We start from the raw sequence: 24,665 nt of genomic DNA on the forward strand, positions 1-24,665 counted from the left end.
TCTCCTCAGGGGGCGTGGAGGTCGGAGGGATTGCCGATGACGGCCTGCTCCCTCAGGTGGTAAGCGGCCATCGCCGTACAGCAGGCGCACTCACCGCAGCGCACGCCGGACTCGTAGACGGCCTGGCATTCGAGCTCGGTCATGGCGTCGGCTCACCGCCAGAGATGACCCACTTGCCGTCCGGGCTCGGGTACGCCCATGTGGTGCCGAGCAGCAGGACGGGTACGTCCAGCGGGTCGAAGCCCGTCCGCACCAGGTAGCCGTGGTTGTACGCCTCGGTGCGGTGCGACTCCACGTAGCCGTGGCAGCCGGTCGTCCCCGAGCCGCACAACAGCAGCAGGTTCTCGGCCGTGTTCTCGCCGCCGCGGCCCCGCGGGATCCGGTGGTGGATGGAGTCCTCATCGCGCGGCACCACAGCACCGCAGCGGACGCACGCCTTGTCGCGGGCCTCCACTAGGGCGCGGAGCTTCGGAGACGGGCCGGAGTTCGGCTGAGGGAACTTCAGATGCCAGCCGTTCCGGCACAGCTCCACGTCGGACGGCAGGACGCTCCGCAGCCCGAGGGCGTGCATCCGGTCCAGTCGCCGGCGGGCCTCTGCCTCGTTGGCGAAGGTCTCCTTGTTGCAGCAGGGCTGCACGCGGGTTTTCATCGCCCGCTCCCGGCGATCTCGTACGCCTGCCGCACCGACGCGCCCAGCGAGCGGACGATCTCCGCTTGGTCGCGGACCACCCTCAGGTGGTCCTGCGCGGCTTCACGCTTGGCCACTGCTATGTCGTAGTGGTAGCGCTGGCCTGCCGCCTGCTCGTCCACCCACGCGTCTCGCTCAGCGGTGGTGAAGCCGCCGCGGGTCACCTTCGGGCAGTCGCCGGAGAACATCGCCCGCCGCTTCGCGGCCTCGTAGGCGTGTTTGGCGTCCACCTCAGCGTCCCGCGCCTGAGCGAGAGCCTGCTGGGCGCGGGTCAGGTCCGTCACCAGGCGGCGAAGACGAGCCTCGACACCGGTAGGGGTGGTCAGGTCATCACTCACTGGGCTCACCGCCGCGGCGGACGCCGAGCATGCCAGCCAGGTCGATGCCGTCGATCTGTGGCAGGTCCTTCTCCTCGACAACATCCAGGAACCGCTCGGCGCCGTCGTCGGCGTAGAACCGCTGCGAAGGAGTCGCCCCGAGACCGATCTCCACGCCGGGGATCTCCCGGCCTTCCTTGTCCACCGGTGCGCCGTTCTTCAGCGCCTCCTCCAGCACCTTCACCTCGTACGCGGTCCGCACGGTCGGGATGTGCTCGACCTCGGTGGGCGCGGTCTCCTGGACGAACGCGACGAACTTGTCCCTGTCGGTGACGATCGCCTTCGGCTCCGGCTCCGTCATGGCGACCTTGCCCAGCCGGGCGGCGCCGAGCTTGGCCGCGTTCTTGTCGCCGGGCTCCTGCTCAATAAACGGCGTCACGTACTTGAGAGCCGCGCTGATCTGCGACTGGCGCATCTTCAGCAGCGCGAACACCATCCGTGCGTCCTTCGGGGTCAGGTCGCTCATGCCGCCTCGTCTCCTCTCGGCGTGACGTGGACCTCGATGTCGTACTCCCAGCCGATCGCGTTCATCGACGCGTACCGGTGCTCCTTGATGCGCACATGGACGGGGATCGTGAACGGCTCCGCGTCATCCGCCAGCGGGCGCCCCCAGAGCACCTCACGGCCGCCGATCAGTTCTGGCTCGTCGCAGGCCAGGTAGTCGTGAATGTCGGGGAACAGGTCGTCCCCGCCCGCCGGGCAGTCCTGGCACGACAGCGACGGCTGCTCGCCGGGCTCGCCCTCGACCTGCCAGGCGTGCCCCGAGGGGCGGGCCGCGCACGCGGTGATGTCGCGGTCCCGCACCTCCAGCCAGTCGAGGAAGTTCGTCTCCTCAGACGGCTTCTCGGGTTCGATCTCGAAGAGGATCACGCGGCGGCTCCGTGCGACTCGGACGTCATCTGTCCCTTCAGCGCCCGCACGCGGGCCCGAACCAGTTCCGCTTCCGGGGCGGTGATCTCGCCGGCCTTGCCGAGCGGGTTGATCGCGGTCCACACGCCCTGAAGGGCGTCGAGGTTCGCGGCGTCTTCGGCTTCGCTCAGCAGCCGCTTGGCCGCGTCGGACAGGTTGTCCAAGTCCGGGGACTCGTCGCCGGGCTTCATCTCGGTCATGTCGCGGACGTTCGCCGCGGACGGATCACACTTGAGGGCGTCGAAGATGAGGCGTTCCAGCGTGAAGTCCGGCATCGGCTGCGGCTTGTCCACACCCGGGCGGATCTCCGCGTGAACCGAACGCGCTCCGACGACGATGGGCGGGTGCTCGCGGGACAGGCGGACCCAGACGGAGGCGTCGAAGGCGAGGTTCTTGTGGCCCTCCACCTTGTAGTCCTTCGACCCTTCGACCGGCCTGCCGGACGCGTCGAGGGAGGCGACCTCCTTGCCGCGGGCCGTCATGACCACGATCCCGGGGAAGGTCATCAGCACCGTCATCAGGCGCCGGTGCCGGGCGGTGGCGTCGTTCCACAGGTTCATGGGCACCTGCACCTCAGCGTTCGGATCCCGCTGCAGCCGCTGCTGGTTCGACCTCGACCCCTTGGCGCGGTTCGCCGCCCAGTCCTTGAGCAGGTCCCACTCGGCCGTCATCGAGTCGATGACCAGCACCACCGGCGGTTCGCCAGCGTCGGCCGCCCGGGCAGCTTCCTGCCGGATCTCTGCGACCTGGCCCACGATGTCCTGCCACGTGCCGTCGTGCTCCACCACGAGATAGCGCGCTCCAGGGATCGCGCCGTACTCGTCGGCGGCGCCCTCGTTGAGGTCGATCCAGTACGTCTGGCCGACCTTCTCGGAGGCGGACAGTTCGGCGGCAGCCCAGCTCTTGCCCGCCTTTTCTCCGCCTTCAAGGAGGACAACCGGCCAGGGCACCACGCCGGTGGGCTTCCTCGTCTTGATCGCCATCAGGCGTCGTCTCCCTTGTTCTTGGGGGCGCGGCGGCCGGCCTTGCGGATGCTCGCCCTGACCGTCAGCAGCCACGCCACGTGGTCCGTCACCGACTGCTCCAGCACTCGCGTGCACTCGTGGTCGTGCTGCACGACCAGACCGCGCCAACCGCGCTGCTTGCCGAGCCTGAGGACGTCGTCCATCCCGAGCAGGTGACCTGTCTCGGCCCAGACGCGGGTGATGACCGTGTTCACCTTCAGCCAGCGGCCCATCGCGGGAGCGGTCACGTCGCCTGCTCCTTCCGGTACAGGTCTTCCGCCTCGTCGCCGATCTCTGGGCCTCCGCCCACGGTCGGGCGTTGCCGTTCCACCAGGGCGGCGACCGCCCCGGCGTGGACCTCCAGGTGGTCACCTGCCGGGCGGGAGAGGATCTCCTCCTCCACTGCCATCCGGCGCACCTCGTGCACCGGCAGGCGCAGGCGGACAGCGGCGTCCGACAGGGATATCCACAGGGCGCTCATGCTCCCGCTCCCGCCTTCTCAGCGAGACGGGCAGCCTCAACGGGGTGGAGCGCGGCGACCGCGACGAGTTCCTCGTGCTCGGGCCGCTCCCGCCACCCGGCGAGGTCCACCCAGCCGCCGCTGTTGCGGCCGATTGTGGGCACCATGCGCACGTCTGGGCGGTGGATCCAGACGGTGTCGTCGTCCTCATAGCTGCTGACGATCCACGTGCCGTCCACGCCGTCCCAGGTGACGGTGTCGCCCTCGCGAGGCGTCCACGCGATCGTCTCGGCGTTCACTGCTCACGCTCCGGACGCTGCTCGGCGATCTGCGTCTCAGCCGCGTACAGCCACGGGTAGGTGCGCTTCTCCCACTCGTAGTGGTCGATCTGCTCGGCAACGGCCCTGGGCGTCGGGGGCAGCACGTACGTCACGACGCCACCTCACTGTCCTGCTCACCCTGCTCCGCGAGCAGAGCAGCGAGCGATGCGGCGTCAAGCAGCCGGTCCTTCTCCTGGCTGGCCTCACGCACCCGCGGGTCCCACGGGTCACCAGCGGCGAGGGCGATCACCTCCGCGGCGGGGATCTCAGGCTGCCGCTCGGTCAAGCACGCGGCCAGCAACGCCGTCCTCAAATGCCCGCCGCCGTTGTCGAGCCCGTACTCGTGGGCGTAAGCGGCGAGGGTTTCAAGTACCTTGGTCATCAGGTCTCGCTCTCAGGTCGTTGGTCCGACTTCGGGTTGAGCGGGGTCATCGCGAGGTCAGCCCTGGACGGCTGGCCTCGCGGCTTGTACGGGCTTGTGGTGCCGGCCGTCGTAGGAGTCCGCGGCGTCGATCTCGTACAGGAGGGAGATCCGCTGCGAGAAGGCGAGCGTCATCTCCGCGGCGGCGAGTCGCTCGATGGCGGTCATGCTTCAGCCCTCCTGCCGGTAAAGGCGGGACACCGAGCGGTCGGCGACGGGGATCCTCTTGTTGTTCGCAGTCGGAGGCGCTGGCCGCTTGCGCGGCGTGTCACGCGGCGGCGTCTGTGGCGTGCGCTTCTGTGTGGCCGGTCGCGTCTCGGCCTTGCGCTGCTGGGGCTCCTGAGCGGCGCCTCGGATGATCTCGGCGATCTGCTCGTCCGTCCAGAACACGTGGTGTCCGAGCTTGGAGCGCGGGATGTTACCGGCCGCGCCCTGCTGGTACATCCAGCTCTTGCTCTTGCCGACCAGCCTCCCCGCCTGCTCGGCATCGTGGCAGCCCGGGGGGATCACGCCGTCTCCTCAAGTGCCGTGTCGAATTCAACGACGTGGAAGAGGTCGTCGAAGGTCAGGCCGTACTGCTGCACGCGGAGGAGGAGGCGGGCTTGGAACTGGGGACCGGGGTCGGATCGTCCGCGGATGACGCGGCTGTATTGGCCTTGGTCAACCCCTAGGGCCTCCGCGACCTCGGTGGCGGTCTTGCAGCCGAGCGCCTCCTTGAGTTGTTCGTCCACTCCGGCGCGAAGTCGGATGGTTGCTCCTTGACTCATGTACATAGACATTAGCTATGTACATGGCGCAACGCAAGACGTTCGCGAGGTTGACTGGAACGGTCTAGGCCGTAAGGAGCTGGTGTTATGAGTGTGGCGCAAGAGATAGGGCGCTGACGTGGCGTTATGCACATATGCAAGCTGGACGGATCATGCACATAGCCCTATGCTCTTGTACATGGTCAAGAAGCCAAGCTGGCCCGTTGACCGCTTCCGCGAACTGATCGACCAAATCCTGCGGGACACCGGGCTGCCCCAGGTACAACTCGCTGCACTCGTCCCGATGGACCAGTCGCAGCTCAGCCGCTGGAAGGCCGGCACCAGCAAGCCGAAACACGAAAGCTTGCAGTCCCTCGGTGTCGCGCTCGCCGAGCACTACCCTCACCTCGGCATCGGGCCAGACGAACTCATCAACTCCGTGTATCCGCGAGACACAGGAGACACGCCGGCCGAAGACCGGATGGAGATCCGTGATGGCTCCAACCGGTACAAGGCGCGGCCCAGCACAGGCATCCCCTCCTTTGACGACATCAAGGACCCGACACCGGCAGAGGCCGCAATGCTCGCCGTGCTTGCCGCGGTGCATGAGGATGTCCGGCACCTGAAAGAGCAGTTGGCCGTGATGCAGGCGGAGCGCCAAGCAGATCACGACGAGAGGGAGCGGGACGGCCGTAACCAGAAGGGCGCGTGATTGTGCGCCCTTACACAACTGAACATTCCCCAACGCTGTGTAACAAAATGACCACGATCGGCTTTGAGGTCTGGACCTTTAATCGCGAATAGGCGTCACATAAAGGTCCCGGCAACTCATAACGGCGAGGGATAGGAAACGAAACTGCGCGTCCCTGGGGAGGTGCGGGCGTTTTGGCGTCCCCACGAAGCAATGGAGCTTCTCCGAAAGAACCGTCCTACGACAATTTGGTCCAAAAAGTGCTACGGCTGGTCCAGCGGCCCACGCGTGAGCGCGTCATTGCAGCAGAGGTCGCAAGGGCGCTCCTGGAGCGCGACAGGCTCGAACGCCAAGTGCGCGAAGTCTCCAACGACGAGGGCACACCCATCGAGGTCAGCCGCGCCATGCGCTCTCCAGCGGGCACCGATCAGGTCATCGAGCTGCGCTACGACGGCATGACAATCCGCGCCGCCCTTCACCCTTCCGGAAAACGAAACCCTGTCCGCGAAGCGAAAGTGTGGCACTGTTTGCGCGACAACGCGGTGGAGACGAGAAAGCGACGTCGGGGGCAGCATCAGTGAGCGAGGATGATGTTCAGGAGTACCGGCGGAAGCGATTAGAGCCAGAGATCGCGGCGATGTCCGTCGAAATTGACGAGGACGATGAACATCCGACAGTGATCGTCAATATTGATGACCCGACCGCGAAAGGCGTGATCAAAAAGATCATCGTCTGGATTCTCGCCATCGGCGGGATCTTCGAATGGGCTCGCCAGTCAGCGAAGCGCCAACTCGTCCTCCTTGCGGGGACAGCGACAGTCGTGTCCGGGAGCACTCTGGCCGTGAGCGAGATCTCCCGCAACGGGCCCGAGGCGGTCCCCACCCCGGTCATCGCCCAGCGGACCGTCACCCTGCCTCCTCCGCCCGTCACCACCTCAGCCACGGCGGTCCCCACTCAGTCACCTCCACAGGCGTCCTCAACCAGTCGACCACCTGAAACGCGAAGCCGACCGACAGGCGCAACGTCCGCCGCCCAGCCAGCACCCAACGTCGTTCCGTCCAGGCCGCGGCACACACCCAGCCGTACACCGGCGCGGCCGTCTCGATCGCCCACCCGAACGCCCACCACCAGATCCCCGGACCAAGCCGCCGATCGAACGCCCCAAGCCACGCAGACGACGCAACCCTCACAAGCTGACCAGCCTCTCGGTGCCGGCGATAACGGACCCCGGCCAGAACCCGAACCACAACCCACACGCCCGCCAAGCACCACCGCAGCGCCCGGGCCCACGCCGACCAGCCAGCCCGAACCTGAGCCTGCGACCGCTGCCGAGTGTGACGGCGTCATCGATATCAGGGTCAGCCTCGGGAACATCGACATCCCGGTATGCCTGCTCGGCTAGCCTGCGATCAATCCCTCACAACCCCTCAAGGAGCTGCCTCATGGCGTTCCACCAGATACGCAAGGACGGCGTCATCGTCGCCCGCTGGAAGCGGGCGGACGGGACGATCGGCACCAAGTCTCGGCATCCCGACACGAACGAGTACTGGAAAGACGGCGACGAGGCCGACGCGTGGGGCGCCTGGATGGAGGACCTCGAACTGCGAGGAATCGCCCCCGACTACCGGCGCAAGCCGAAGAAGAAGCCCGAGCCTGAACCCGAGCAGGAGGAGGCGGGGGATGCCGGCGTCACCGTGAACGAGTGGTTCGCTCGCTGGTGGGAAGGGCTCGACGTCGGCCTGCGTTCCCGCGGCAACTACGCCTACCTGTTCAGGGCGCACGTCTTGCCCGAGTGGGGCGACTGGGAGTTGGCCGACATCAAGGCGAGCGACGTCAACGCCTGGGAACAGCGGATGATCAAAGCCGGGTACGCGCGCGACGGGGTAGCTTCCGGCGCCCGGACAAGGCTCGCGACCTTGCTCGGCGACGCAGTCACCGAAGGATTGATCGGCAGCAACCCGGCGCTACGGCAACGTCACCGCGGGCGCCGCTCCGGCGTCGGGACCGCTGGCCGCGGGCGCGAGAAGAGTGCCATCACGCCGTTCGAGGCCGTGTGCCTCTCTGAGCGGATGGGCGTCCTGTCTGGGCGCGACGATGAGTTCATCTTCGGTGTGACGCTCGCCTGGGGGGCGCTGCGGTACGGCGAAGCGATCGGCCTGCAACGCGAGTACGTGCGGCTCGGCCGGATGCGCATCGACTGGCAACTGGTCGAGGACGGCGGCAGGTTCTACCTGGCCCCTCCGAAGGACGACTCGAACCGCGACGTCGACCTGCCGACGTTCCTGCAGGATCTGCTGAATCGGCAGATCGCCGCCCACCCGAACCAGCGGTGTCGCTGTACCCCGGTGACGATCGAGGATCAGGAGGAGCAGCCGTGCCAGGGTGGTGGCCCGTTCGTGTTTCTCGGGGAGCGTGGCGGCCATCTGCGGAACTCGAACTTCGCGCGCCGCGTCTTCGACCCCGCCGCGGATGGCTGGTATCCGACGTCGAAGGGCAAGAGGGGGACGAGGAAGCACCGCAAGGATGACAAGACCGGGCAGGCGTTCCAGCCCGTCCTGGTGGAGCTCGGCACGGCCTGGCCGGGTGCTCCGCTGCCGGCGTGGCCCGCCGCCGTTCCCGGGCAGCCGTATGAGGCGCCGCGGATCCGCGGGTATCAGAGGCGCCCGTTGGGGCTCGGTGTGAACGCGGCCTCTTCGCGGGCGGACTTGGTGGCGTTCGCGGTCGGTCAGGGCATCCCGGAGGAGGAGGCGCGCGATCTGACCCGTAACGCCATCTTGGATCTGTTCGTGCGGTCCAGGTATGTCGCTGAGGACGCTCCAGTGGCCTCGTGGGCACCGATCAAGGAGGGGGCGACCCCTCATGAGTTGGCGAGGCACACGCATTCGACGTGGCTGATGGATCTGGGGACGCCGCTGCAGCTTCGCGACGACCGGATGGGGCACGCGTCGCCGGAGATGCGCGGGATGCGCGGAACCTACACGCACGTGTCGCGGGAGTCGCGAGCGTGGCTGAGGGAGCAACTGGAGCGGCTGTGGCAGGACGCCCTGGCGCGGCGGGCGTGGTTCGGTCTTCACTCACCGGTCGCTGTTCTGGATGAGTTGCTGGCTCCGTTCCGTGACGGGAAGCGGGAGCCGATCGCGCCGTACGAGGCTCGGGGAGAGGTCTTGGAATTCCCTACCTCGCGTGCGGGTTAATGCCTCTCTATCGCGAATCCATCGCGAAAACGTCCCGACGATCAGAAACGCCCGGCTCCAAGTTTCCTCGGACCGGGCGTTTTGCCTGTTCAGGTTGCGAGCCCCCAAACGGAATCGAACCGTTGACCTTCTCCTTACCATGGAGACGCTCTGCCGACTGAGCTATAGGGGCCTGTCCGGCGCTGCGGACAGGTGTAACCATACACGGCACTCAGCGATGATGCGAACTCGTTCCGGCCGCCGCCGGAGCCCGCACCCGCCGCCGCGCCGGAAAGTCGATCACCTCGCACAGATCCGCCAGATCGACGTGCCTGGCCACCTCGGCCACCGAGGTGCAGTCAGCGACCAGCCACCCGTTCCTGCGCACCCGGAGCACCTGCCGCCCCGCCCGCACCACGCCGACGACCTCGTAGCCGTCGAGCCCGACCCATCGCCTGTCCATAGCGGCACAGATTAGCCGCGGGGTCTCTCATTTTTGCCCTGCCACAGGCGTTACCAGGCATACCGAATCGGTACGAATCCCAACTCAGTACCGGTAGTACCCGGCGAAGCCCTTCTTCCGGCCGATCTCGTCGACCCGCACCACGGCCCCCGTCTCCGGCGCGTTCATCATCTTCCCGCCGCCCAGGTAGACGCCCACGTGATGGGTCCTGACAGACCGCTTGCCGATCTTCCCGAAGAACACGAGGTCCCCCGGCCGGGGAGAGGAGACCCGGCGCATCTTGCGCACGTGGTCGTCGGTGTTCCCCGGCCCCAGCACGTCCTCGCCGTGCGCCAGCGCGTACACCCAGCGCGCGAACCCCGAACAGTCGAGCCCCCGCGTCCTGGCCGCCGGGCAGGGCTTGATCCGGCCCTGGTAGCCCCTGCAGGTGCCCTTGGACGGCCCGGGCGACGCGCCGTGGCCGCCGCCCCAGGAGTAGACGATCCCGCGCTGCTCGATCTCGTACGCGATGCGCACGATCAGCGGCGGCATGGACAGCCCCAGCGGCACGGAGGCCGTGGCGGTCAGCAGGAGCAGCGCCGCTGCCACAGCTAACCGCCGTCTCATCCCATACCCTCCCAAAAGTCACACTCTTGGGATTGATACTGCCTCTTTCGGGCTCTTATCGGGCCTTGAGGGTGAGCTTCACCGAGCCGACTGTCACGTACATGCCCACGGTGCCCTTCGACTTCCTGGGCTTGGTGGTGAACGTGAACGTCTTCTTCTGCCCGCGCGGCAGCTCGGCGATGGTGCAGCGCACCGCCGTGCCGCTGATGTCGCAGCCCGGCGCCCCGACCACGTTCTGCCCGCCGAACGCCTTGCCCGACAGCTTGACGTCCTTGACCGGGTGCGGCCCCGTGTTCCTGATCGTGACCGTGTAGGTCTTCCTGCTCCTGGCCTGGCCCGACACCGTCACCGAGGCCGGCGGGTTGGCCAGCGTGGCGAGCTGGGACTCCGAGCCGTTGAACGTGTTCCCGCCGCCGACCAGCGGCCCCTTGTCGGACGACTGCCAGAACGTGTACTTCTTCCAGCTCTTCGGCAGCTCACCGGGATCGCTGCCCCAGCGGGCCAGCCAGAGGGGGTTCGACTTGAACTTGTCGGAGTTCCCCGTGCACGTCTGCCACCAGCTCGTGGTGGTGTAGATGATCGCGTGCCGGCCGGTCGCCTCGTGGTACTTCTTCGTGAACGCCTTGAGCCAGCCGACCATGTCCTCGACGGACAGGTCGTAACAGTTGTTCTTACCGTTCGTGTCCTTGTACGGATTGTCCTCGATATCGAGCACTCCCGGCAGGGTCCGGCCGTCGCTCACCCAGTTGCCGCCGTGCTGCAGGAAATAGTCGGCCTGCGCTGTCCCATCGGTTTCGTGTGGTTGCGCAAAGTGATAGGCGCCGCGGATGAGCCCGGCCGCCGCGGCTCCGTCGTACTGGGCGGCGAAACGCGGGTTGGTGTAGTCGGCGCCCTCGGTGGCCTGCACGAACGCGAATTTCCCGCCTCCGGAAGCAACGCTCGCCCAGTCGATGTCGCCCGTCCAGTTGCTGACGTCCACACCGGGCACTCCGTCGGCCGCCTGCGCGACGCCGGTCATGCCGACCGTAGCAATTGCCGCTAATAACAAGAGACGTTTCACGCCGGAGATCCTTGCGGAGCCGTACACAATTCCGCAAGTCCGGGAATATCAATTTCCCGCGACGTCTCGACCCGAAAGACGGGACCCAGCCCGAGGGGTCGCGCCCCGGCCGCCCATTCCCGCCACCGCTCGTCCCCGGCCTCGCCGTCGTGGTGGATCGGGTGCCGTACGCGCTGCTCGTACCGGCGCCTGGCCAGCTCCGGCGGCACGTCGCACCAGACCTCGCGCACGCGCGGGCCCGCCTCGACGCCCGCCCGCCGCAGCCCGGCGAGCACCACCGGCCTCAGCGGCGCCAGCCAGGGGCTTTCCAGCACCGCGCCGCGACCGGCCACTGCCAGCAGGGTCCACATGCTCTCCCCCGCGGCCGCCCCCAGGCGCCTGCTCCACTCGCGCGGCGGCACGCAGTCGGGCCTGGCGAGCACGTCGGCCAGCGTCTCCTTGATGTCGTCCTTGCTGATGACGGGCCAGCCGAGCGCCTGCCCGAGCGCCCGGGCCACCGTGGACTTGCCGGATCCTGGCAGGCCGTTGACGAGCACGACGAGATCGCACATGCGCGGAATGCTGCCAGAAAATCGCTCCGCCGCGGAGAAACCGCAGTTCGGAGGGCCTGAATTCACCACGTCACCGGTGCCGCTCCTGACGGTGTTTCCGCAGGTAGGAGGCCGATATGAACGTAACATTCGCGTTTGCCAAACCTCCCCGAGACTGCACAAACTGGGGAATCGATCCAGCAACCGCCCCCGACCAGGGGTTTCTTCGCCATGCCCGGAGGAGGGCGACCATGATCCGTGCCCGGGGACTGACCCGAGTGTTCAAGATGAAGAAGGAGAGCGTGGAGGCCGTCCGCGGCCTCGACCTCGACGTGGAGGCCGGCCAGCTCGTCGCGTTCCTGGGGCCGAACGGCGCCGGCAAGTCCACCACCCTGCGCATGCTCACCACCCTCCTGCCGCCCACCTCGGGCACCGCCACGGTGGCCGACCACGACGTGGCCACCGACCCCAAGGGGGTGCGGGCCCGCATCGGGTACGTGGGCCAGCGCAACAGCGCGGGCGAGGACTTCCTCGTCCGGGACGAGCTCGTCAGCCAGGGCCGCTGCTACGGCCTGCGCCCGAAGGAGGCCGCCGCCCGCGCCGGCGAGCTGCTCGACCTGCTCGACCTGGCGCCGCTGGCCAAGCGCCTGCCCGGCACCCTGTCAGGCGGCCAGCGCCGCCGCCTCGACATCGCCCTCGGCCTCATCCACCGCCCCGACCTGCTGTTCCTCGACGAGCCCTCGACCGGCCTCGACCCCAAGAGCCGCGCGGAGATCTGGGAGCACATCCTGCGCCTGCGCGAGACGTACGGGACCACGCTGTTCCTGACCACCCACTACCTGGAGGAGGCCGACAGCATGGCCGAGCGAGTGGTGATCATCGACGGCGGCCGGATCATCGCGGACGGCACGGCCGAGCAGCTCAAGAACGACCTGGCCGGCGACCACCTCGTCATCACCACCAGCACCGAGGCCGAGGCGGAGACGGCCGCGCGGATCGGCGGCGGCACCGCCGACGGCGTCACCGTACGCCTGCGGGTCGCCAAGGCCACCGCCGCCCTGCCCGACTACCTGCGGACGCTGGACGCCGCAGGCATCAAGGTCGTCACCGCCGAGACCATCCGCCCGACCCTCGACGACGTGTTCCTCACCCTCACTGGGAGAAGCCTCACCGATGACGACATTCCTGCGTGACACCACCACCGTTTTCTCCCGCGAGATCAAGCCCAGCCTGCGCAACCCGGTCGGGCTGCTGTTCGAGATGGGGCAGCCGCTGCTGTTCCTGTTCCTGTTCGGGTCGCTGCTGGACGGGGCGGTCGGCTCGTCGTGGCAGTGGTTCGTGCCCGGGATCCTGGTCATGATGTGCCTGACCGGTCCCATGGGCGCCGGCTACACGCTGCTGGTCGAGCTGATCGGGGGCGCGATGGAGCGCCTGATGGTCACGCCGCTGAACCGCACGGCGATGCTGGTCGGCAAGAGCGTGAAGGCCATGCTGACGCTGCTCGTGCAGGCGGTGCTGATCATCGCCCTGGCCCTGCCGCTGGGCTTCGAGCTGCACCTGGCGGGCGTCCTGGGAGCGCTGGCGCAGCTCGTGGTCTTCAGCGTGGGGCTGGGGGCGCTCTCGTTCGTCCTGGCGATCAAGTCGGCCCCCGGCGGCACCCTGTTCTACATCGTCAGCCAGTCGATCATGTTCCCGCTGCTGCTGCTCTCGGGGGTGCTGCTCCCGCTGGAGACCGCTCCCACCTGGTTGCGGGTGCTCGGCCAGGTCAACCCCGTCACCTACATCGTGGACGCCCAGCGCGCCCTGTTCTCGGGCGACCTGGCCAACCCCTCGGTCCTGTACGGCACCGCCACCGCCTGCGCCATCGCCGCGATCGGCCTCTACCTGGGCAACCGGGCACTGCGCCGGGGCGTCTGAGCCGTTTTGACATCCGTTTCCCGTCGCCACCAGAGTGAGCTGGTGACTCTTGTGGTGGCGACGCGGACGGTGCCCTGGATCCCGGTGCCGCACCGCCTCGACGTGATCCTGTCCGAGACCCTGCCGCCGGTCGAGCGGACCACGTCGGCGTTCGCGTTCGTGTCCGACGCCGCCGGCCGTACGCTGATGACCCGCGTCGACCGCGAGGGCCGGGGCTGGGACATTCCGGGCGGCCACGTGGAGCCGGGCGAGGGCCTGGCCGAGACGGCGGCCAGGGAGCTGCACGAGGAGACCGGGCTGCGCCTGCCACCGTCCGGCCTGTCGATCTTCGCCTGGCAGCGCATCGAGCTGCTGGAGCCGCCGCCGGCGGACTACCGCTACCCGGCGCTGGCGTACATGGCGATGTTCCGCGCGGTGCTGCCGGGGCCCGGCGCGCCGACGCGGCCGCCCGCCGGCTCCGAGAGCACCGAGGCCGGCTGGCTGACCCGCGCGGAGATCGAACGGGTCTGCCCTGACCACACCTGGCTGGCGCTGCTGGGGGCCTGATGGAGCCCTGGCCTGGCGGCATCGGCCGCTGACCTCGGCCCGTTGGCCAGGCGAACCGATCACCTGCATCATGGCCCTCGTCCCGATTTGATCTACGTCGCGAGGAGTGTGCGGTGCTGAACCCCAGGGAGCCCGACTGGGCGCAGGTGGCCAGGGCGCTCGGGAAGGTGCTCGCCGTCACCGTGGTGCTCTACCTGGCCCTGGGCGCCGCCGATCGGGTGCTGTGGTTGTTCCTGCCCTCGGGCGACGAGCGCATGGCCCAGGTGCACGGCACCGCCGCCCGCGTCGCCAACCCGGACAAGCGCGTGTCCCACGGTTTCGACTCCGGCGAGAGGTTATTGCAGTCGGCCTATACGATATGGGCAGAGCCTCGCCTGGCCGGGTACAGCGAACCCGAGCGGTACGAGATCGTGGAGACCCTGTTCGGCACCATCCACGCACCGAACCTCGACGGGCCGTCCGGCAACCTGGGCAATGCGATCAGCGCCGTGGAGACCGGCCCTGACGAGGGAGAGAAGGAAACCGCCAGAAAGACCATCGACGCGCTGCCCCAGACGCTCGTGGCCACCGCGGTCGTGGAGTTCACGCACCCGATGTCCGCCGAGCAGCTCATCGCCTTCAACCGGAGACACATCCTCCGCGGTGGGCCCGACGTCTCCTACATCTACTCGCCGCCCTCGCTCTACGACGACTCCGACCCGAGTCCGCCTCGCAACGCGGTCGTGTGGAACCGCAACATGATCGAGGAGAACACCTGGGAGGAGTTCACCTACGAGCACGAGACCGAGCCCGGGACGGCGCTCCGGGAGTTCCGCAACTGGGTCGGGCTGCTCAATGAAGGGGACGATCTCAGCGAATTCGGCCTGGACTACCAGTGGCTGGCCCTGGCCGCCGAGGAGGGCGCCGTGTACGGGCTCGTCATGGACCGCTGGAAACTGGCCGACCTGCGTGCGCTGCTGCCCGACGAGGACGTGAAGACGATCCGGCTCGCCGACGTCACCTTCGACCTCGACCTCGGCTGACGAGGGGCAAGGAGGACGACACACCCCCCGCCACTCTCAACGTATAGCGCAACAGGGGGCTTGCGGCAAGACCCCGGTCGTACCGCACAATCGACGACCTGACCCCCTGCCGCGAGCAACCGATCGGAGCCGACCACCCGTGACCCCGCTGACCACCAGCGCGTTCGACCTCCCCGACCACCTCACCCCCAAGGCCGACCCGGCGCTGATCGCCCGCGACGAGCAGCACTTCGCGGCCATCGCGCGGAGCCTCGAAGAGGCGATCGCCGAGCTGTCGGACCGGCTCGACGCCGAGCGCAAGGCGCCGGGCGGCGCGGGCCGGCAGGCGCTGGACCGGGACCTGGAGATCCACCGGCTGACCGCCCGCCTGCGCGCGCTGCGCCGCTTCGGGCTGGACCTGTGCCTCGGCCACATGGTGAGCGCCGACGACCCCGAGCCCGTGTACGTCGGCCGCCTCGGCCTCACCGACAGCCAGGGCCGCCGCCTGCTGCTCGACTGGCGTTCGCCCGCGGCCGAGCCGTTCTTCGGGGCCACCCACGGCAACCCCATGGGCCTGGCCAGCCGCCGCAGGTACCGCTGGACCCGCGGCCGGATCAGCGACTACTGGGACGAGGTCTTCACCGCCGACGGGGCCGAGGGGCACGCCGCGCTCGACGACCAGTCCGCCTTCATCGCCAGCCTGGGCAGCAGCCGCTCGCCCCGGATGCGCGACGTGCTGGCCACCATCCAGGCCGACCAGGACGCCATCATCCGCGCCGGGTCGCGCGGCGCCCTCGTCGTCGACGGCGGTCCCGGTACGGGCAAGACCGTCGTCGCCCTGCACCGCTCCGCCTACCTCCTCTACTCCGACCCGCGCCTCGGTCACCGCCGGGGCGGCGTGCTGTTCGTCGGGCCGCACCAGCCGTACCTGGCCTACGTCGCCGACGTCCTGCCCAGCCTCGGCGAGGAGGGCGTGCAGACCTGCACCCTGCGGGACCTCGTCGCCGAGGGGGCCGCGGCGGCGGCCGAGACCGATCCGGAGGTGGCGCGGCTGAAGGCGTCCGCGGACCTGGTCAAGGCGATCGAGCCGGCCGTCAGGTTCTACGAGAACCCGCCCACCAAGGGGATGACGGTCACGACCCACTGGTCCGACATCTGGGTGGGCCCCGACGACTGGGCCGAGGCGTTCGCGGCGCCGGATCCCGGCACCCCGCACAACGAGGCGCGCGACCGGATCTGGGAGGAACTGCTCGCGATCCTCACGGACAAGCACGACGACGAGGACATCTCGCCCGACCTGCTCCGCAAGTCCCTGCTGCAGAACAGGGAGCTGCTCCAGACCTTCAACCGCGCGTGGCCGCTGATCGAGGCGGCCGACCTCGTCGGCGACCTCTGGTCCGTGCCCGCCTACCTGCGGATGTGCGCTCCCTGGCTGACCCCCGACGAGATCCGGCGGCTGCAGCGCGCGCAGGCCCAGGCCTGGACGGTCTCCGACCTGCCGCTCCTGGACGCGGCCCGCCAGCGGCTCGGCGACCCGGAGGCGTCCCGGCGCAGGCGCAGGCAGGAGGCCTCCATCGCCGCCGAACGCGAGCGCATGTCGCACGTCGTCGACAACCTGCTCGCGGCCGACGACGACGGCGAGGGCCTGGTGACCATGTTGCGCGGCGAGGACCTGCGGAGCAGCCTGGTCGACGAGAACGCCCTGCCCGCCGCCGACCCCGACCTGCTCGCCGGCCCGTTCGCGCACATCGTCGTGGACGAGGCCCAGGAGCTCACGGACGCCGAGTGGCAGATGTTGCTGCAGCGCTGCCCGTCCAGGAGCTTCACCATCGTCGGCGACCGCGCGCAGGCCAGGCACGGGTTCACCGAGTCGTGGCAGGAGCGGCTGGAGCGGGTCGGGCTCGACCGGATCAACCTGGCCTCGCTCAGCGTCAACTACCGCACGCCCGAAGAGATCATGGTCGAGGCCGAGCCGGTCATCAGGGCCGCGCTCCCCGACGCCAACGTCCCGGTCTCCATCCGCGGCACCGGCGTCCCCGTCCACCACGGAGCCGCCTCCGAGCTGGGCTCGATCCTCGACGGCTGGCTCGCCGCGCACGCCGACGGGACGGCCTGCGTCATCGGCGATCCCACGTTCGAGGAGACGGCCCGCGTGCGGTCGCTGACGCCGGAGCTGTCGAAGGGGCTCGAGTTCGACCTGGTCGTCCTCGTCGACCCGGGCTCCTTCGGTGACGGCATCGAGGGGGCGGTCGACCGGTATGTCGCGATGACGCGAGCGACCCGGCAGCTCGTCATCCTCACGAGCTGACCGGCACCCGCGTCAGTGGCTGCCGGACAGCTCCCCTGACAGGGTGCCGTGCATGCGGGCGCTGGGCTGGTTGAGGCCGACGATCCGGACGGTCTTGCCGCGGGCGGCGTACTTGGCCTCGACGGCGTCCAGGGCGGCCACGGAGGAGGCGTCCCAGATGTGCGCGCCGGTGAGGTCGATGACCACGTCGGCAGGGTCGTTGGCGTAGTCGAACTGTGAGACCAGGTCGTTGCTGGAGGCGAAGAAGAGCTCCCCGGTGACCGCGTAGACGACCTGCTCGCCGTCGGGGTCGAGGCAGGAGGTCACCTGGGCGAGGTGGGCGACGCGGCGGGCGAAGATGACCAGGCCGGTCAGGGAGCCGACGACGACGCCGATGGCCAGGTTGTGCGTGGCGACCACCACGGCGACGGTGATCACCATGACGCCGATCTCGCCGGCGGGCATGCGCCTGAGCGTGGCCGGCGCGACGGAGTGCCAGTCGAACGTCCCGAACGACACCAGGATCATGACGGCGACCAGGGCGGCCATCGGGATCTGGGAGACCAGCGGGCCGAAGACGATGCACAGCACCATGAGCAGCACGCCGGCGGTGAACGTGGACAGGCGGGTGCGGGCGCCGTTCTTCACGTTGATCATGGTCTGGCCGATCATGGCGCAGCCGCCCATGCCGCCGAAGAAGCCGGTGACGATGTTGGCCAGGCCCTGCCCGATGGACTCGCGGGTCTTGGAGGAGTGGGTGTCGGTGATGTCGTCCACGAGCTTGGCCGTCATCAGCGACTCCATCAGCCCGACCAGGGCGAAGCCGAACGCGTACGGGGCGATGAGGGTGAGGGTGCCGAGCGTGAAGGGCACGTCCGGCAGGCCGGGCACGGGCAGCGAGGAGGGCAGCACACCGCGGTCGCCGACGGTCGGCACGGCCAGGTGGGCGCCGATGGTCAGCGCGGTGAGCGCCACGATGGAGATCAGCGGCGCCGGGACGGCCCTGGTCAGGCGGGGCAGGAACACCATCAGCGCGAGCGCGCCGCCGACCAGCGGGTAGACGACCCACGGCACGTCGATCAGCTCCGGCACCTGGGCCATGAAGATCAGGATGGCCAGCGCGTTGACGAAGCCGACCATTACGCTGCGCGGCACGAAGCGCATCAGCCTGGCCACGCCGAGCGCGCCGAGCACGATCTGGATGAGGCCGCCGAGGATGACGGTGGCGATCAGGTAGCCGAAGCCGTGCTCGCGCGCCAGCGGGGCGACCACCAGGGCGATGGCGCCGGTGGCCGCCGAGATCATCGCGGGGCGGCCACCGGCGATGGCGATGACCACGGCCATGGTGAACGAGGCGAACAGGCCGACGCTGGGATCGACCCCCGCGATGATCGAGAACGAGATCGCCTCGGGGATGAGCGCGAGGGCCACCACCAGGCCGGACAGGATCTCGGTACGCGCCACCGAGGGCGTGAGCCAGGCCGGGCGGCCGGGCACGAATGAGCTGAGCAAAAAAAGTCCTTCAACCGGGGGCGAGCGGCGGGGAGGCATGGTGGCTCGCCACATGCGGCCCGGCCATGGCCAACTCTACCGGCGCGGACCAAACCCACCGTGGTGGCGGCGTCAGTTGGGCGAGTGGCGGCGGACCTCGTCGGGCCAGGCCAGCGGGATGCCGAGAGCGCCCGTCAGGAGATCCTGGAAGCGGGTGAGCTCCTCCCTGCGCACCTGGGCCGGGGTGAGACCGGTGTCCAGGCAGTACGCGGCGAGAGCCCCCGCGGCCTCGCCGATGGACCACTCCACGGGGTGCAGCCGGTAGGCGCCGTTGGCGATGTGGGTGGTGCCGATGTTCTTGTTCGCCGGCAGCAGGTTGGAGACCGCGGCGGGGATGAGGGCGCCCAGCGGGATCTGGAACGGGTAGGAGGGGATGTCGACGTACGTGCGGCCGTTCGTCGAGGGATGCAGGTCGATCCGGTAGTAGCCGATGCCCACGCTGTCGCCGAAGAGCTCCGAGCCGGCGCCGGGGCCGCGCATCTCGCACCCGATGTGCGCCTCGGTCACCCGGAACAGCGGCTCGATGCGCCGCGACTCCCGGATGTACGGCTCCTTCGCCAGTCCGTCGGCGGTGCCGAGCACGTCGCCGCGCAACAGCAGCTCCGGGTAGCCGTGCCCGCCACCGGCCCGGGGCGCCTCGGTCTGCATCCAGTGCACGAAGGAGAGCGTCAGGTCGCGGGCCCTGGCCAGCGCCTGCTCGCGGGTCCCGGCGTCCACGCCGATGAGCGGCAGCTCCCAGTAGTCCGTCTGCGGCCAGTTGACCAGGGTGACGTCCCCGCCGGTGAACGTCTCGTCGAGCTGCGTGCCGGCCAGGATCCTGCGGTAGTGCCACAGGCCGCGGTCGTCGTGGCGGGCCGCCTCCAGGGGGTCGCGCAGGAAGAGGGGACGGTCCCGCTCGGCCAGCGTGATCGGGTGCACGTCGATCCAGGAGAGCTGGGAGCCCGGCCACCTCTTGTCCACGGTGTCGCGCCAGTAGCGGTAGTCCTCCGGCTCGTCGATCACGTGCGACTCGCCGTGCCGGTATTCGAGGGCGGCGCACCAGGTGATGGCCTGCTGGTCCATCGGATCGGCCTCCGGGGGCGCGTGCAGCTCCCCGGTGTCCGCCCGCGACTCGGCGCCGACCACGTACGGCACCCCTGCCAGCTCCAGCAGGTCCCCGAGCTCGGTCGCGTCGATCACGAGCCCGCCCGCCAGCTCCCGCAGCTCACCCGTGCGGCGGTCCCGTACGGTCACCGAGGTCACGCGATCCCCGTCGCGGGCGGCGGCCACGGGCTCGTGCTCCCGCAGCAGGAACAGCCGGCCGTCCGCCACCCACGGCGACAGCAGCTCGTCCAGCACGGCGGCGGCGACCCGGGGCTCGTGGCAGAGCGCCGAGACGAAGCCGCGCCCCGGGTTGAGCCGCGGGTCGGCGCGGGCCTCCGGGGTGAGCGGGTAGTGGCGGCGGTAGTGGTCGCGGATGCGCTCGCGCAGGTCGCGGTAGCCGGCGGAGACGAGGTCGCCCTCGATCCACGGGTGTTCGTCGGGCGGCACGCCCTGGCTGGTGAGCTGCCCGCCCAGCCAGTCGCTCGTCTCGGTGAGGATGACGCTCCTGCCGAGGGTGAGAGCGGCCCGGGCGGCGGCGACACCGCCGAGGCCGCCGCCGATGACCAGGATGTCTGCAGTGTGATTCACGGATCCCCGAATCGTGGTGATGGTGGAGAGAAGGGCGTTCAGCCCTTGATGCCGCCCTCGGACAGGCCCGCGATGAAGCTCCGCTGGTTCAGCAGGAACACCACCATGACGGGCAGGCTGACCAGGATGGTCGCGGCCATCAGAGCGCCGTACTTGACGTCGCCGCTGGAGGCGAAGGTCGTGATCGCCAGTTGCACGGTCGTGCTTCTGGCCGAGGTGGAGGTCACCAGCGGCCAGAGGAAGTCGTCCCAGACACCGGTGAAGGAGAAGACGGCCACCAGGGCCAGCAGCGGGCGGGCCAGCGGCAGGTAGACGCTGAAGAAGATGCGCAGCTCCCCCGCCCCGTCGATGCGGGCCGCCTCGCCGAAGCCCTTGTCCAGGCCCGCGAAGTACTGCCGGGACAGGAAGATGTTCATCGTCCCGACGAGGTACGGCAGGAGCAGCCCGCCCACCGAGTCGAGCAGGCCGCTGCCGCCCCGCCCCAGCAGGTCGTTGCCGCCGGCCAGCGGGAAGTTCTTGGCCATGAGGAAGAGCGGGATCAGGGTCACCGAAACCGGGATCGCCACGGTGGAGATCAGCGCGTAGAAGGCGACCTTGCTGCCGGGGAACGGCAGGTGGGCGAAGGCGTACCCGGCGATGACCGGCACGACGCAGTTCACGGCCACGGCCACGACGGTGACGATGGTCGAGTTGGCGAACGCCTGGCCGAGGTCGGCGGTCTGGACGGCGGTGGCGAAGTTGTCCAGCGTCGGATCGTCGGGCAGGAACCCGACGCCGGAGACCGCCTCGCCCTCCGGGGTGAACGCCAGCCTGAGCATCCACAGGAACGGCAGCAGCACGACGCCGGTGACCAGCGCCAGCACGAGGACCCGGGGCCACGTACGCGATGAGGTCATGCCTTCCTCCCCTGGCTGAACCTGATCGCGATGACCGACAGCCCGGCGATGAAGGCGAACAGGACGAAGGCCATGGCGGACGCGCTGCCCATCTGGTTGTACTGGAACGCCTCGGTGTAGATCAGGTAGTTGACCGTGGTGGTGCTGCCGTAGGGGCCGCCCTGGGTCAGCACGAAGATCTCGGAGAAGCCCTGGGCCAGGTAGATGATGTCCATCGCCAGCACGTACGTGAGCATGGGCCGCAGGCCGGGCAGCGTGACCGCCAGGAACTGCCGCCAGGCGTTGGCGCCGTCGACCCGGGCCGCCTCGTAGAGGTCACGCGGAACGGTCTGGAGCCCGGCGAGCAGCAGCACCATGTTGCTGCCGAGCGCCTTCCACACGCGCATCGCCGAGGCCGCGTTGAGCGCGGCGTCCTCGTCGGCGAGCCAGCGCTGCTCGGGCAGGCCGAACAGGCCGAGCAGCTCGTTGACGACCCCGTTGTCGGAGTAGATCCACAGCCAGATCATGCTGACCGCGGTGAGCGAGACGATGTGCGGCACGTACATCGCCGTGCGGAAGAAGCCGACCCCGCGGAAGGACCGGTTGCACAGCATGGCCAGGACGAGCGCGATGACGACGGTGAACGGCAGCACCTGCAGCACGTACCTGCCGGTGACGAGCAGGGCGCGGCCGAACTCGGGGTCGTCCAGCAGTGCGCGGTAGTTGTCCAGGCCGATGAACTCGGGGCCGGACCGCTTGATCGGGCTGTATTCGCTGAAGCTGAGCACCAGGCCGTACAGGACGGGGCCGAGCTGGAAGATCACCACGTACAGGGCGGCGGGCAGTACGAACAGCACCCCGAACAGGGCCGGGCGGCTCGGCGGCCATCGCCGCGGAGTCGTCGCGCCCGCCGACCTGGCGGTGGCGGGTCGGTCAGGAGCTCGAAGCAATGATCTTGTCCATTTCCGCGGCGGCCTGCTTCAGCGCCTCGGCCGGTGGCGTCTTGCCGTGCAGCGCGCGCTCCAGGCTCTGGCCCATCGCGTGGCGCATCTGCACCCAGCCGACGACGTTCGGGTTGCCCTTGGCCGCGGGCAGGGACTCGACGGCCTTCTTCAGCTCGGGGTTCTTGGAGACGTACGCGGAGTCGACGGCCGAGGCGCGGGCCGGCAGGACGCCGAGGGCCTCGGCGTAGGCGACGCTGGTCTCGGGCTGGAGCATGTGCGTGATGAAGGCCCAGGCCTGGTCCTTCTGGACGCTGTCCTTGTTGATCATCAGGCCGTTGGCGGCGCCGCCGAACGACCTGGCCTCGTGGCCCTCGACGGCGGGCGGCGGGATCAGGCGCAGGTCCCGGTCCGGGCCGGCGTCCTGGTACTTCTTGATGTCGCCCGAGCTGCTGAGCTGCATGGACGCTTCCCCGGTCACGATGGGCTGCTGCGCGTGCGGCGAGCCGCCCCATTCGGTGCCGAGCGTGTTGTCCACGGCCTGCGCGCCCTGGTAGAGGCCGGTCAGGTACTCCAGCGCCGCGACGGCCTCCGGCGAGGTCAGGGCCGACTTCTTGCCGTCGGGGGTCAGGAAGTCGCCGCCGTGCGACCACAGCAGGGTGGCGTACGACTGCTGGATGCTGATCGGGTTGCTCGGCATGATCAGCCCGGCGCGGGTGATCATCCCGCCCTCCCGCTTCGTCAGCTTCTCGGCGGCGGCCCTGACCTCCGCCCACGTCTTGGGCGGCGCGTCGGGGTCGAGCCCGGCCTCCTTGAAGTCGGCGCCGCTGTAGACGAGCATCCGCAGGGTCATGATCAGTGGCGCGATGTACTGCTTCCCGCCCACCACGCCGCCGTCCAGCGCCGACTTGAGGTCCTCACGGTCGCTCGCCGGCAGCTTGGCCACGTACGGGGTCAGGTCCTCGACGCGGTCGTTGGCCGCCAGGTCGGCGGTGGCGGCGACGCCGTGACCGATCACGTCGGGCGCGGTGCCCGCCGCGAAGGCGGCGTTCAGCTTGGGCGACATCTCCTCCCAGTCGACGTAGGTGATCTCCACGTCGGTGCCGCTCGCCTTCTCGAACGCCGGCACGATCGTCTCGTTGACCAGCTTCATCTCGGCCTCGGCGTTGCCCGGGAACCACACGGTGAGCGGGCCGCCCGCGGTCTCGGTCCCGGATGGAGGTTCGCCGCCGCAGGCGGACAGGGCCATGGCGGTCAGGCAGCCGGCCAGGGCAGCCGACATCGATCTCTGGGCTCGTCTCATCGTGAGGTCCCTCGGGGTGTCGCAAAGCAGATGGATCGGGGGTGTGGAGGTCAAGGAGGCCGGGCCAGCGTGGCGCCCGGCTCGAAGCCGCAGGCCAGCCGCTCGTGGTGGGTGAGCTCGCGCCTGCCGTCCAGCACGTCGAGCAGGATCTCGACGGCGCGGGCCCCGATGGCCCGGAGCGGGACGGTGACGTGGGTCCAGGCGTGCGCCGTGTCGCCGCCGGCCGTGTCGAGGCCGACGACGGAGAGCCGTTCAGGGATGGGCACGCCCGCGCCGGCGCAGATCGCGGCGAGCTCCTCCAGGTGCGTGGCGCTCTCCACCACGAGCACGGTCGCGGAGAGAACCGGCTCCAGCACCCTGGCCGCGCCGCGGCGGGCGGCGGTTGATCGTTCCTTCGGACATGCGGTCCTTTCACTCGGCCAAGGCGCAGTCCCCGACCTGACCGGTTCAGGACAGGATGCCGCGCAGCCCCTTGGCCAGGAACAGCAGGCCGAAGACCATGACCAGGAGCAGCGTGAGAGCCCCGTTGTGCAGGATGAGCCAGGCTCGCAGCCGCGCCAGCCGTTCCTCTCCGCCCTCGCGCATCGTCAGGACGTACGGGACGAGCACCCCGACACTGCCCAGCACGACGAAGACCGCGGCCAGCACGGCCTGCTGCACCAGCGAGAGGGGCACCCGCCCGGCCGCGATCGCGCCGCCGATCAGGGAGGTGAGGTTGACCGGGTTGGCCACGATCAGCGCGGTCGCCACCCCGGCGATCTTCGGCTTCGTCATGGCGTCCATGGCCGCGATCCACCTCGGCACCCGCGGCGCCTGCCCGGCCGCTCTCCTGGCCGCCCGGCGCCCGCCGGCGTACGCGACCGCCAGCAGAGCCAGCCCGACGGCCAGCGCCAGGTAGGACAGCCACGCCGGCTGCCGGCCGTGGGCCCCCGCCCCCAGCGCGCCCAGCAGCGCGGTGAGCGCCAGCAGGACGAGCCAGCTCACCACCAGCCACGCCAGCTCGAACACCGTCGCCTTGGCCCGGCCGCCCGTGCTGACGAGCAGCGCGATCACGGCCACCACGGGAAAGGGGGAGACGATGAGGCCGAGCGTGTAGGGCAGCATGTCGGCGAAGGCTTCACCCAC

32 protein-coding genes, 1 tRNA gene and 1 pseudogene are annotated in these 24,665 nt (G+C 69.3%); 8 read left to right on the top strand and 26 right to left on the bottom strand.

The window, feature by feature from the left end:
- Window positions 1–5 precede the first annotated feature (5 nt).
- The 14 genes from HD593_RS54635 to HD593_RS54700 are packed head-to-tail and all read right to left on the bottom strand — an operon-like array spanning window position 6 to window position 4,910.
- On the bottom strand, window positions 6–143 hold the full coding sequence (locus HD593_RS54635) for a hypothetical protein (RefSeq protein ID WP_185110717.1): 138 nt from the start codon (window positions 141–143) through the stop codon (window positions 6–8).
- On the bottom strand, window positions 140–649 hold the full coding sequence (locus HD593_RS54640; protein ID WP_185110718.1) for an HNH endonuclease: 510 nt from the start codon (window positions 647–649) through the stop codon (window positions 140–142). Before HD593_RS54640 ends, HD593_RS54635 begins: the two co-directional genes overlap by 4 nt.
- A complete protein-coding gene (locus HD593_RS54645; protein ID WP_185110719.1) occupies window positions 646–1,026 on the bottom strand; it encodes a hypothetical protein in 381 nt (126 codons plus the stop codon). The genes HD593_RS54640 and HD593_RS54645 overlap by 4 nt, the downstream gene beginning before the upstream one ends.
- Entirely contained in the window at window positions 1,019–1,531 is a 513-nt protein-coding gene (locus tag HD593_RS54650; RefSeq protein WP_185110720.1) for a hypothetical protein, read from the bottom strand. The genes HD593_RS54645 and HD593_RS54650 overlap by 8 nt, the downstream gene beginning before the upstream one ends.
- A complete protein-coding gene (locus HD593_RS54655; protein WP_185110721.1) occupies window positions 1,528–1,935 on the bottom strand; it encodes a hypothetical protein in 408 nt (135 codons plus the stop codon). The genes HD593_RS54650 and HD593_RS54655 overlap by 4 nt, the downstream gene beginning before the upstream one ends.
- Window positions 1,932–2,957 (bottom strand): AAA family ATPase, encoded by a 1,026-nt coding sequence (locus tag HD593_RS54660; protein ID WP_221525410.1) that lies wholly within the window; start codon window positions 2,955–2,957, stop codon window positions 1,932–1,934. Before HD593_RS54660 ends, HD593_RS54655 begins: the two co-directional genes overlap by 4 nt.
- Entirely contained in the window at window positions 2,957–3,226 is a 270-nt protein-coding gene (locus tag HD593_RS54665; protein WP_185110722.1) for a hypothetical protein, read from the bottom strand. The genes HD593_RS54660 and HD593_RS54665 overlap by 1 nt, the downstream gene beginning before the upstream one ends.
- Window positions 3,223–3,459 (bottom strand): hypothetical protein, encoded by a 237-nt coding sequence (locus HD593_RS54670; protein WP_185110723.1) that lies wholly within the window; start codon window positions 3,457–3,459, stop codon window positions 3,223–3,225. The genes HD593_RS54665 and HD593_RS54670 overlap by 4 nt, the downstream gene beginning before the upstream one ends.
- Window positions 3,456–3,737: a hypothetical protein gene (locus tag HD593_RS54675; protein WP_185110724.1), complete on the bottom strand. Its 282-nt coding sequence runs from the start codon at window positions 3,735–3,737 to the stop codon at window positions 3,456–3,458. The genes HD593_RS54670 and HD593_RS54675 overlap by 4 nt, the downstream gene beginning before the upstream one ends.
- Window positions 3,734–3,871, bottom strand: a complete 138-nt coding sequence (locus HD593_RS54680) for a hypothetical protein (RefSeq protein ID WP_185110725.1) — start codon at window positions 3,869–3,871, stop codon at window positions 3,734–3,736. The genes HD593_RS54675 and HD593_RS54680 overlap by 4 nt, the downstream gene beginning before the upstream one ends.
- Window positions 3,868–4,140 carry a hypothetical protein gene (locus HD593_RS54685; RefSeq protein ID WP_185110726.1) on the bottom strand — a complete coding sequence of 91 codons (273 nt, stop codon included), beginning with the start codon at window positions 4,138–4,140 and terminating at the stop codon, window positions 3,868–3,870. Before HD593_RS54685 ends, HD593_RS54680 begins: the two co-directional genes overlap by 4 nt.
- Before the next feature lie 57 nt (window positions 4,141–4,197).
- Window positions 4,198–4,347, bottom strand: a complete 150-nt coding sequence (locus tag HD593_RS54690) for a hypothetical protein (RefSeq protein ID WP_185110727.1) — start codon at window positions 4,345–4,347, stop codon at window positions 4,198–4,200.
- A gap of 3 nt (window positions 4,348–4,350) precedes the next feature.
- On the bottom strand, window positions 4,351–4,689 hold the full coding sequence (locus tag HD593_RS54695; RefSeq protein WP_185110728.1) for a hypothetical protein: 339 nt from the start codon (window positions 4,687–4,689) through the stop codon (window positions 4,351–4,353).
- Window positions 4,686–4,910 carry a helix-turn-helix domain-containing protein gene (locus HD593_RS54700; RefSeq protein ID WP_185110729.1) on the bottom strand — a complete coding sequence of 75 codons (225 nt, stop codon included), beginning with the start codon at window positions 4,908–4,910 and terminating at the stop codon, window positions 4,686–4,688. Before HD593_RS54700 ends, HD593_RS54695 begins: the two co-directional genes overlap by 4 nt.
- 214 nt (window positions 4,911–5,124) lie before the next feature.
- Between HD593_RS54700 and HD593_RS54705 the strand changes: the two genes are divergently transcribed.
- From HD593_RS54705 to HD593_RS54715, 3 genes are all read left to right on the top strand, one after another.
- Window positions 5,125–5,637 (top strand): helix-turn-helix domain-containing protein, encoded by a 513-nt coding sequence (locus HD593_RS54705; RefSeq protein ID WP_185110730.1) that lies wholly within the window; start codon window positions 5,125–5,127, stop codon window positions 5,635–5,637.
- A gap of 239 nt (window positions 5,638–5,876) precedes the next feature.
- Window positions 5,877–6,197: a hypothetical protein gene (locus HD593_RS54710; protein WP_185110731.1), complete on the top strand. Its 321-nt coding sequence runs from the start codon at window positions 5,877–5,879 to the stop codon at window positions 6,195–6,197.
- Between the two features lie 861 nt (window positions 6,198–7,058).
- Window positions 7,059–8,810, top strand: a complete 1,752-nt coding sequence (locus HD593_RS54715; RefSeq protein WP_185110732.1) for a site-specific integrase — start codon at window positions 7,059–7,061, stop codon at window positions 8,808–8,810.
- A gap of 99 nt (window positions 8,811–8,909) precedes the next feature.
- Here HD593_RS54715 and HD593_RS54720 read toward each other — a convergent pair.
- The 5 genes from HD593_RS54720 to HD593_RS54740 form a co-directional block, all read right to left on the bottom strand.
- Window positions 8,910–8,982 (bottom strand) — tRNA-Thr (locus HD593_RS54720).
- Window positions 8,983–9,021: 39 nt separating this feature from the next.
- Window positions 9,022–9,252: a transposase gene (locus HD593_RS54725; RefSeq protein ID WP_185110733.1), complete on the bottom strand. Its 231-nt coding sequence runs from the start codon at window positions 9,250–9,252 to the stop codon at window positions 9,022–9,024.
- Between the two features lie 84 nt (window positions 9,253–9,336).
- Window positions 9,337–9,858 carry a C40 family peptidase gene (locus HD593_RS54730; RefSeq protein ID WP_185110734.1) on the bottom strand — a complete coding sequence of 174 codons (522 nt, stop codon included), beginning with the start codon at window positions 9,856–9,858 and terminating at the stop codon, window positions 9,337–9,339.
- A 55-nt stretch (window positions 9,859–9,913) separates the two neighbouring features.
- On the bottom strand, window positions 9,914–10,918 hold the full coding sequence (locus HD593_RS54735; RefSeq protein WP_221525411.1) for a lysozyme: 1,005 nt from the start codon (window positions 10,916–10,918) through the stop codon (window positions 9,914–9,916).
- Window positions 10,915–11,469 (bottom strand): P-loop nucleotide/nucleoside kinase family protein, encoded by a 555-nt coding sequence (locus HD593_RS54740; RefSeq protein ID WP_185110735.1) that lies wholly within the window; start codon window positions 11,467–11,469, stop codon window positions 10,915–10,917. Before HD593_RS54740 ends, HD593_RS54735 begins: the two co-directional genes overlap by 4 nt.
- Before the next feature lie 230 nt (window positions 11,470–11,699).
- Here HD593_RS54740 and HD593_RS54745 point away from each other — a divergent pair, with 230 nt between their 5' ends.
- From HD593_RS54745 to helR, 5 genes are all read left to right on the top strand, one after another.
- Window positions 11,700–12,641, top strand: a complete 942-nt coding sequence (locus HD593_RS54745) for an ATP-binding cassette domain-containing protein (protein ID WP_185110736.1) — start codon at window positions 11,700–11,702, stop codon at window positions 12,639–12,641.
- The gene (locus tag HD593_RS54750; RefSeq protein ID WP_185110737.1) at window positions 12,622–13,365 is read left to right on the top strand and encodes an ABC transporter permease; all 744 of its coding nucleotides are present in this window, start codon (window positions 12,622–12,624) and stop codon (window positions 13,363–13,365) included. Before HD593_RS54745 ends, HD593_RS54750 begins: the two co-directional genes overlap by 20 nt.
- A 42-nt stretch (window positions 13,366–13,407) precedes the next feature.
- Window positions 13,408–13,911, top strand: a complete 504-nt coding sequence (locus HD593_RS54755; RefSeq protein WP_185110738.1) for an NUDIX hydrolase — start codon at window positions 13,408–13,410, stop codon at window positions 13,909–13,911.
- 113 nt (window positions 13,912–14,024) lie between these two features.
- The gene (locus HD593_RS54760; protein WP_185110739.1) at window positions 14,025–14,933 is read left to right on the top strand and encodes a hypothetical protein; all 909 of its coding nucleotides are present in this window, start codon (window positions 14,025–14,027) and stop codon (window positions 14,931–14,933) included.
- A gap of 139 nt (window positions 14,934–15,072) precedes the next feature.
- The gene (gene helR, locus HD593_RS54765; protein WP_185110740.1) at window positions 15,073–17,220 is read left to right on the top strand and encodes an RNA polymerase recycling motor ATPase HelR; all 2,148 of its coding nucleotides are present in this window, start codon (window positions 15,073–15,075) and stop codon (window positions 17,218–17,220) included.
- Window positions 17,221–17,232: 12 nt separating this feature from the next.
- On the opposite strand, the gene HD593_RS54770 is transcribed toward helR, so the two are convergent.
- From HD593_RS54770 to HD593_RS54800, 7 genes and pseudogenes are all read right to left on the bottom strand, one after another.
- Window positions 17,233–18,711 carry a SulP family inorganic anion transporter gene (locus tag HD593_RS54770; RefSeq protein ID WP_246547247.1) on the bottom strand — a complete coding sequence of 493 codons (1,479 nt, stop codon included), beginning with the start codon at window positions 18,709–18,711 and terminating at the stop codon, window positions 17,233–17,235.
- Between the two features lie 111 nt (window positions 18,712–18,822).
- Window positions 18,823–20,421: an FAD-dependent oxidoreductase gene (locus HD593_RS54775; protein ID WP_185110742.1), complete on the bottom strand. Its 1,599-nt coding sequence runs from the start codon at window positions 20,419–20,421 to the stop codon at window positions 18,823–18,825.
- A gap of 38 nt (window positions 20,422–20,459) precedes the next feature.
- The gene (locus HD593_RS54780) at window positions 20,460–21,317 is read right to left on the bottom strand and encodes a carbohydrate ABC transporter permease (protein ID WP_185110743.1); all 858 of its coding nucleotides are present in this window, start codon (window positions 21,315–21,317) and stop codon (window positions 20,460–20,462) included.
- Complete coding sequence (locus HD593_RS54785; RefSeq protein ID WP_185110744.1) at window positions 21,314–22,153, bottom strand: carbohydrate ABC transporter permease; 840 nt, start codon at window positions 22,151–22,153, stop codon at window positions 21,314–21,316. The genes HD593_RS54780 and HD593_RS54785 overlap by 4 nt, the downstream gene beginning before the upstream one ends.
- A 76-nt stretch (window positions 22,154–22,229) precedes the next feature.
- Window positions 22,230–23,540 (bottom strand): ABC transporter substrate-binding protein, encoded by a 1,311-nt coding sequence (locus HD593_RS54790; protein ID WP_185110745.1) that lies wholly within the window; start codon window positions 23,538–23,540, stop codon window positions 22,230–22,232.
- 50 nt (window positions 23,541–23,590) lie between these two features.
- A pseudogene (locus HD593_RS54795) lies at window positions 23,591–23,914 on the bottom strand (substrate-binding domain-containing protein); the annotation flags it as partial.
- Between the two features lie 73 nt (window positions 23,915–23,987).
- Window positions 23,988–24,665 (bottom strand): GAP family protein, encoded by a 678-nt coding sequence (locus HD593_RS54800; protein ID WP_185110747.1) that lies wholly within the window; start codon window positions 24,663–24,665, stop codon window positions 23,988–23,990.

Source organism: Nonomuraea rubra (assembly GCF_014207985.1).
GTDB lineage: Bacteria > Actinomycetota > Actinomycetes > Streptosporangiales > Streptosporangiaceae > Nonomuraea > Nonomuraea rubra.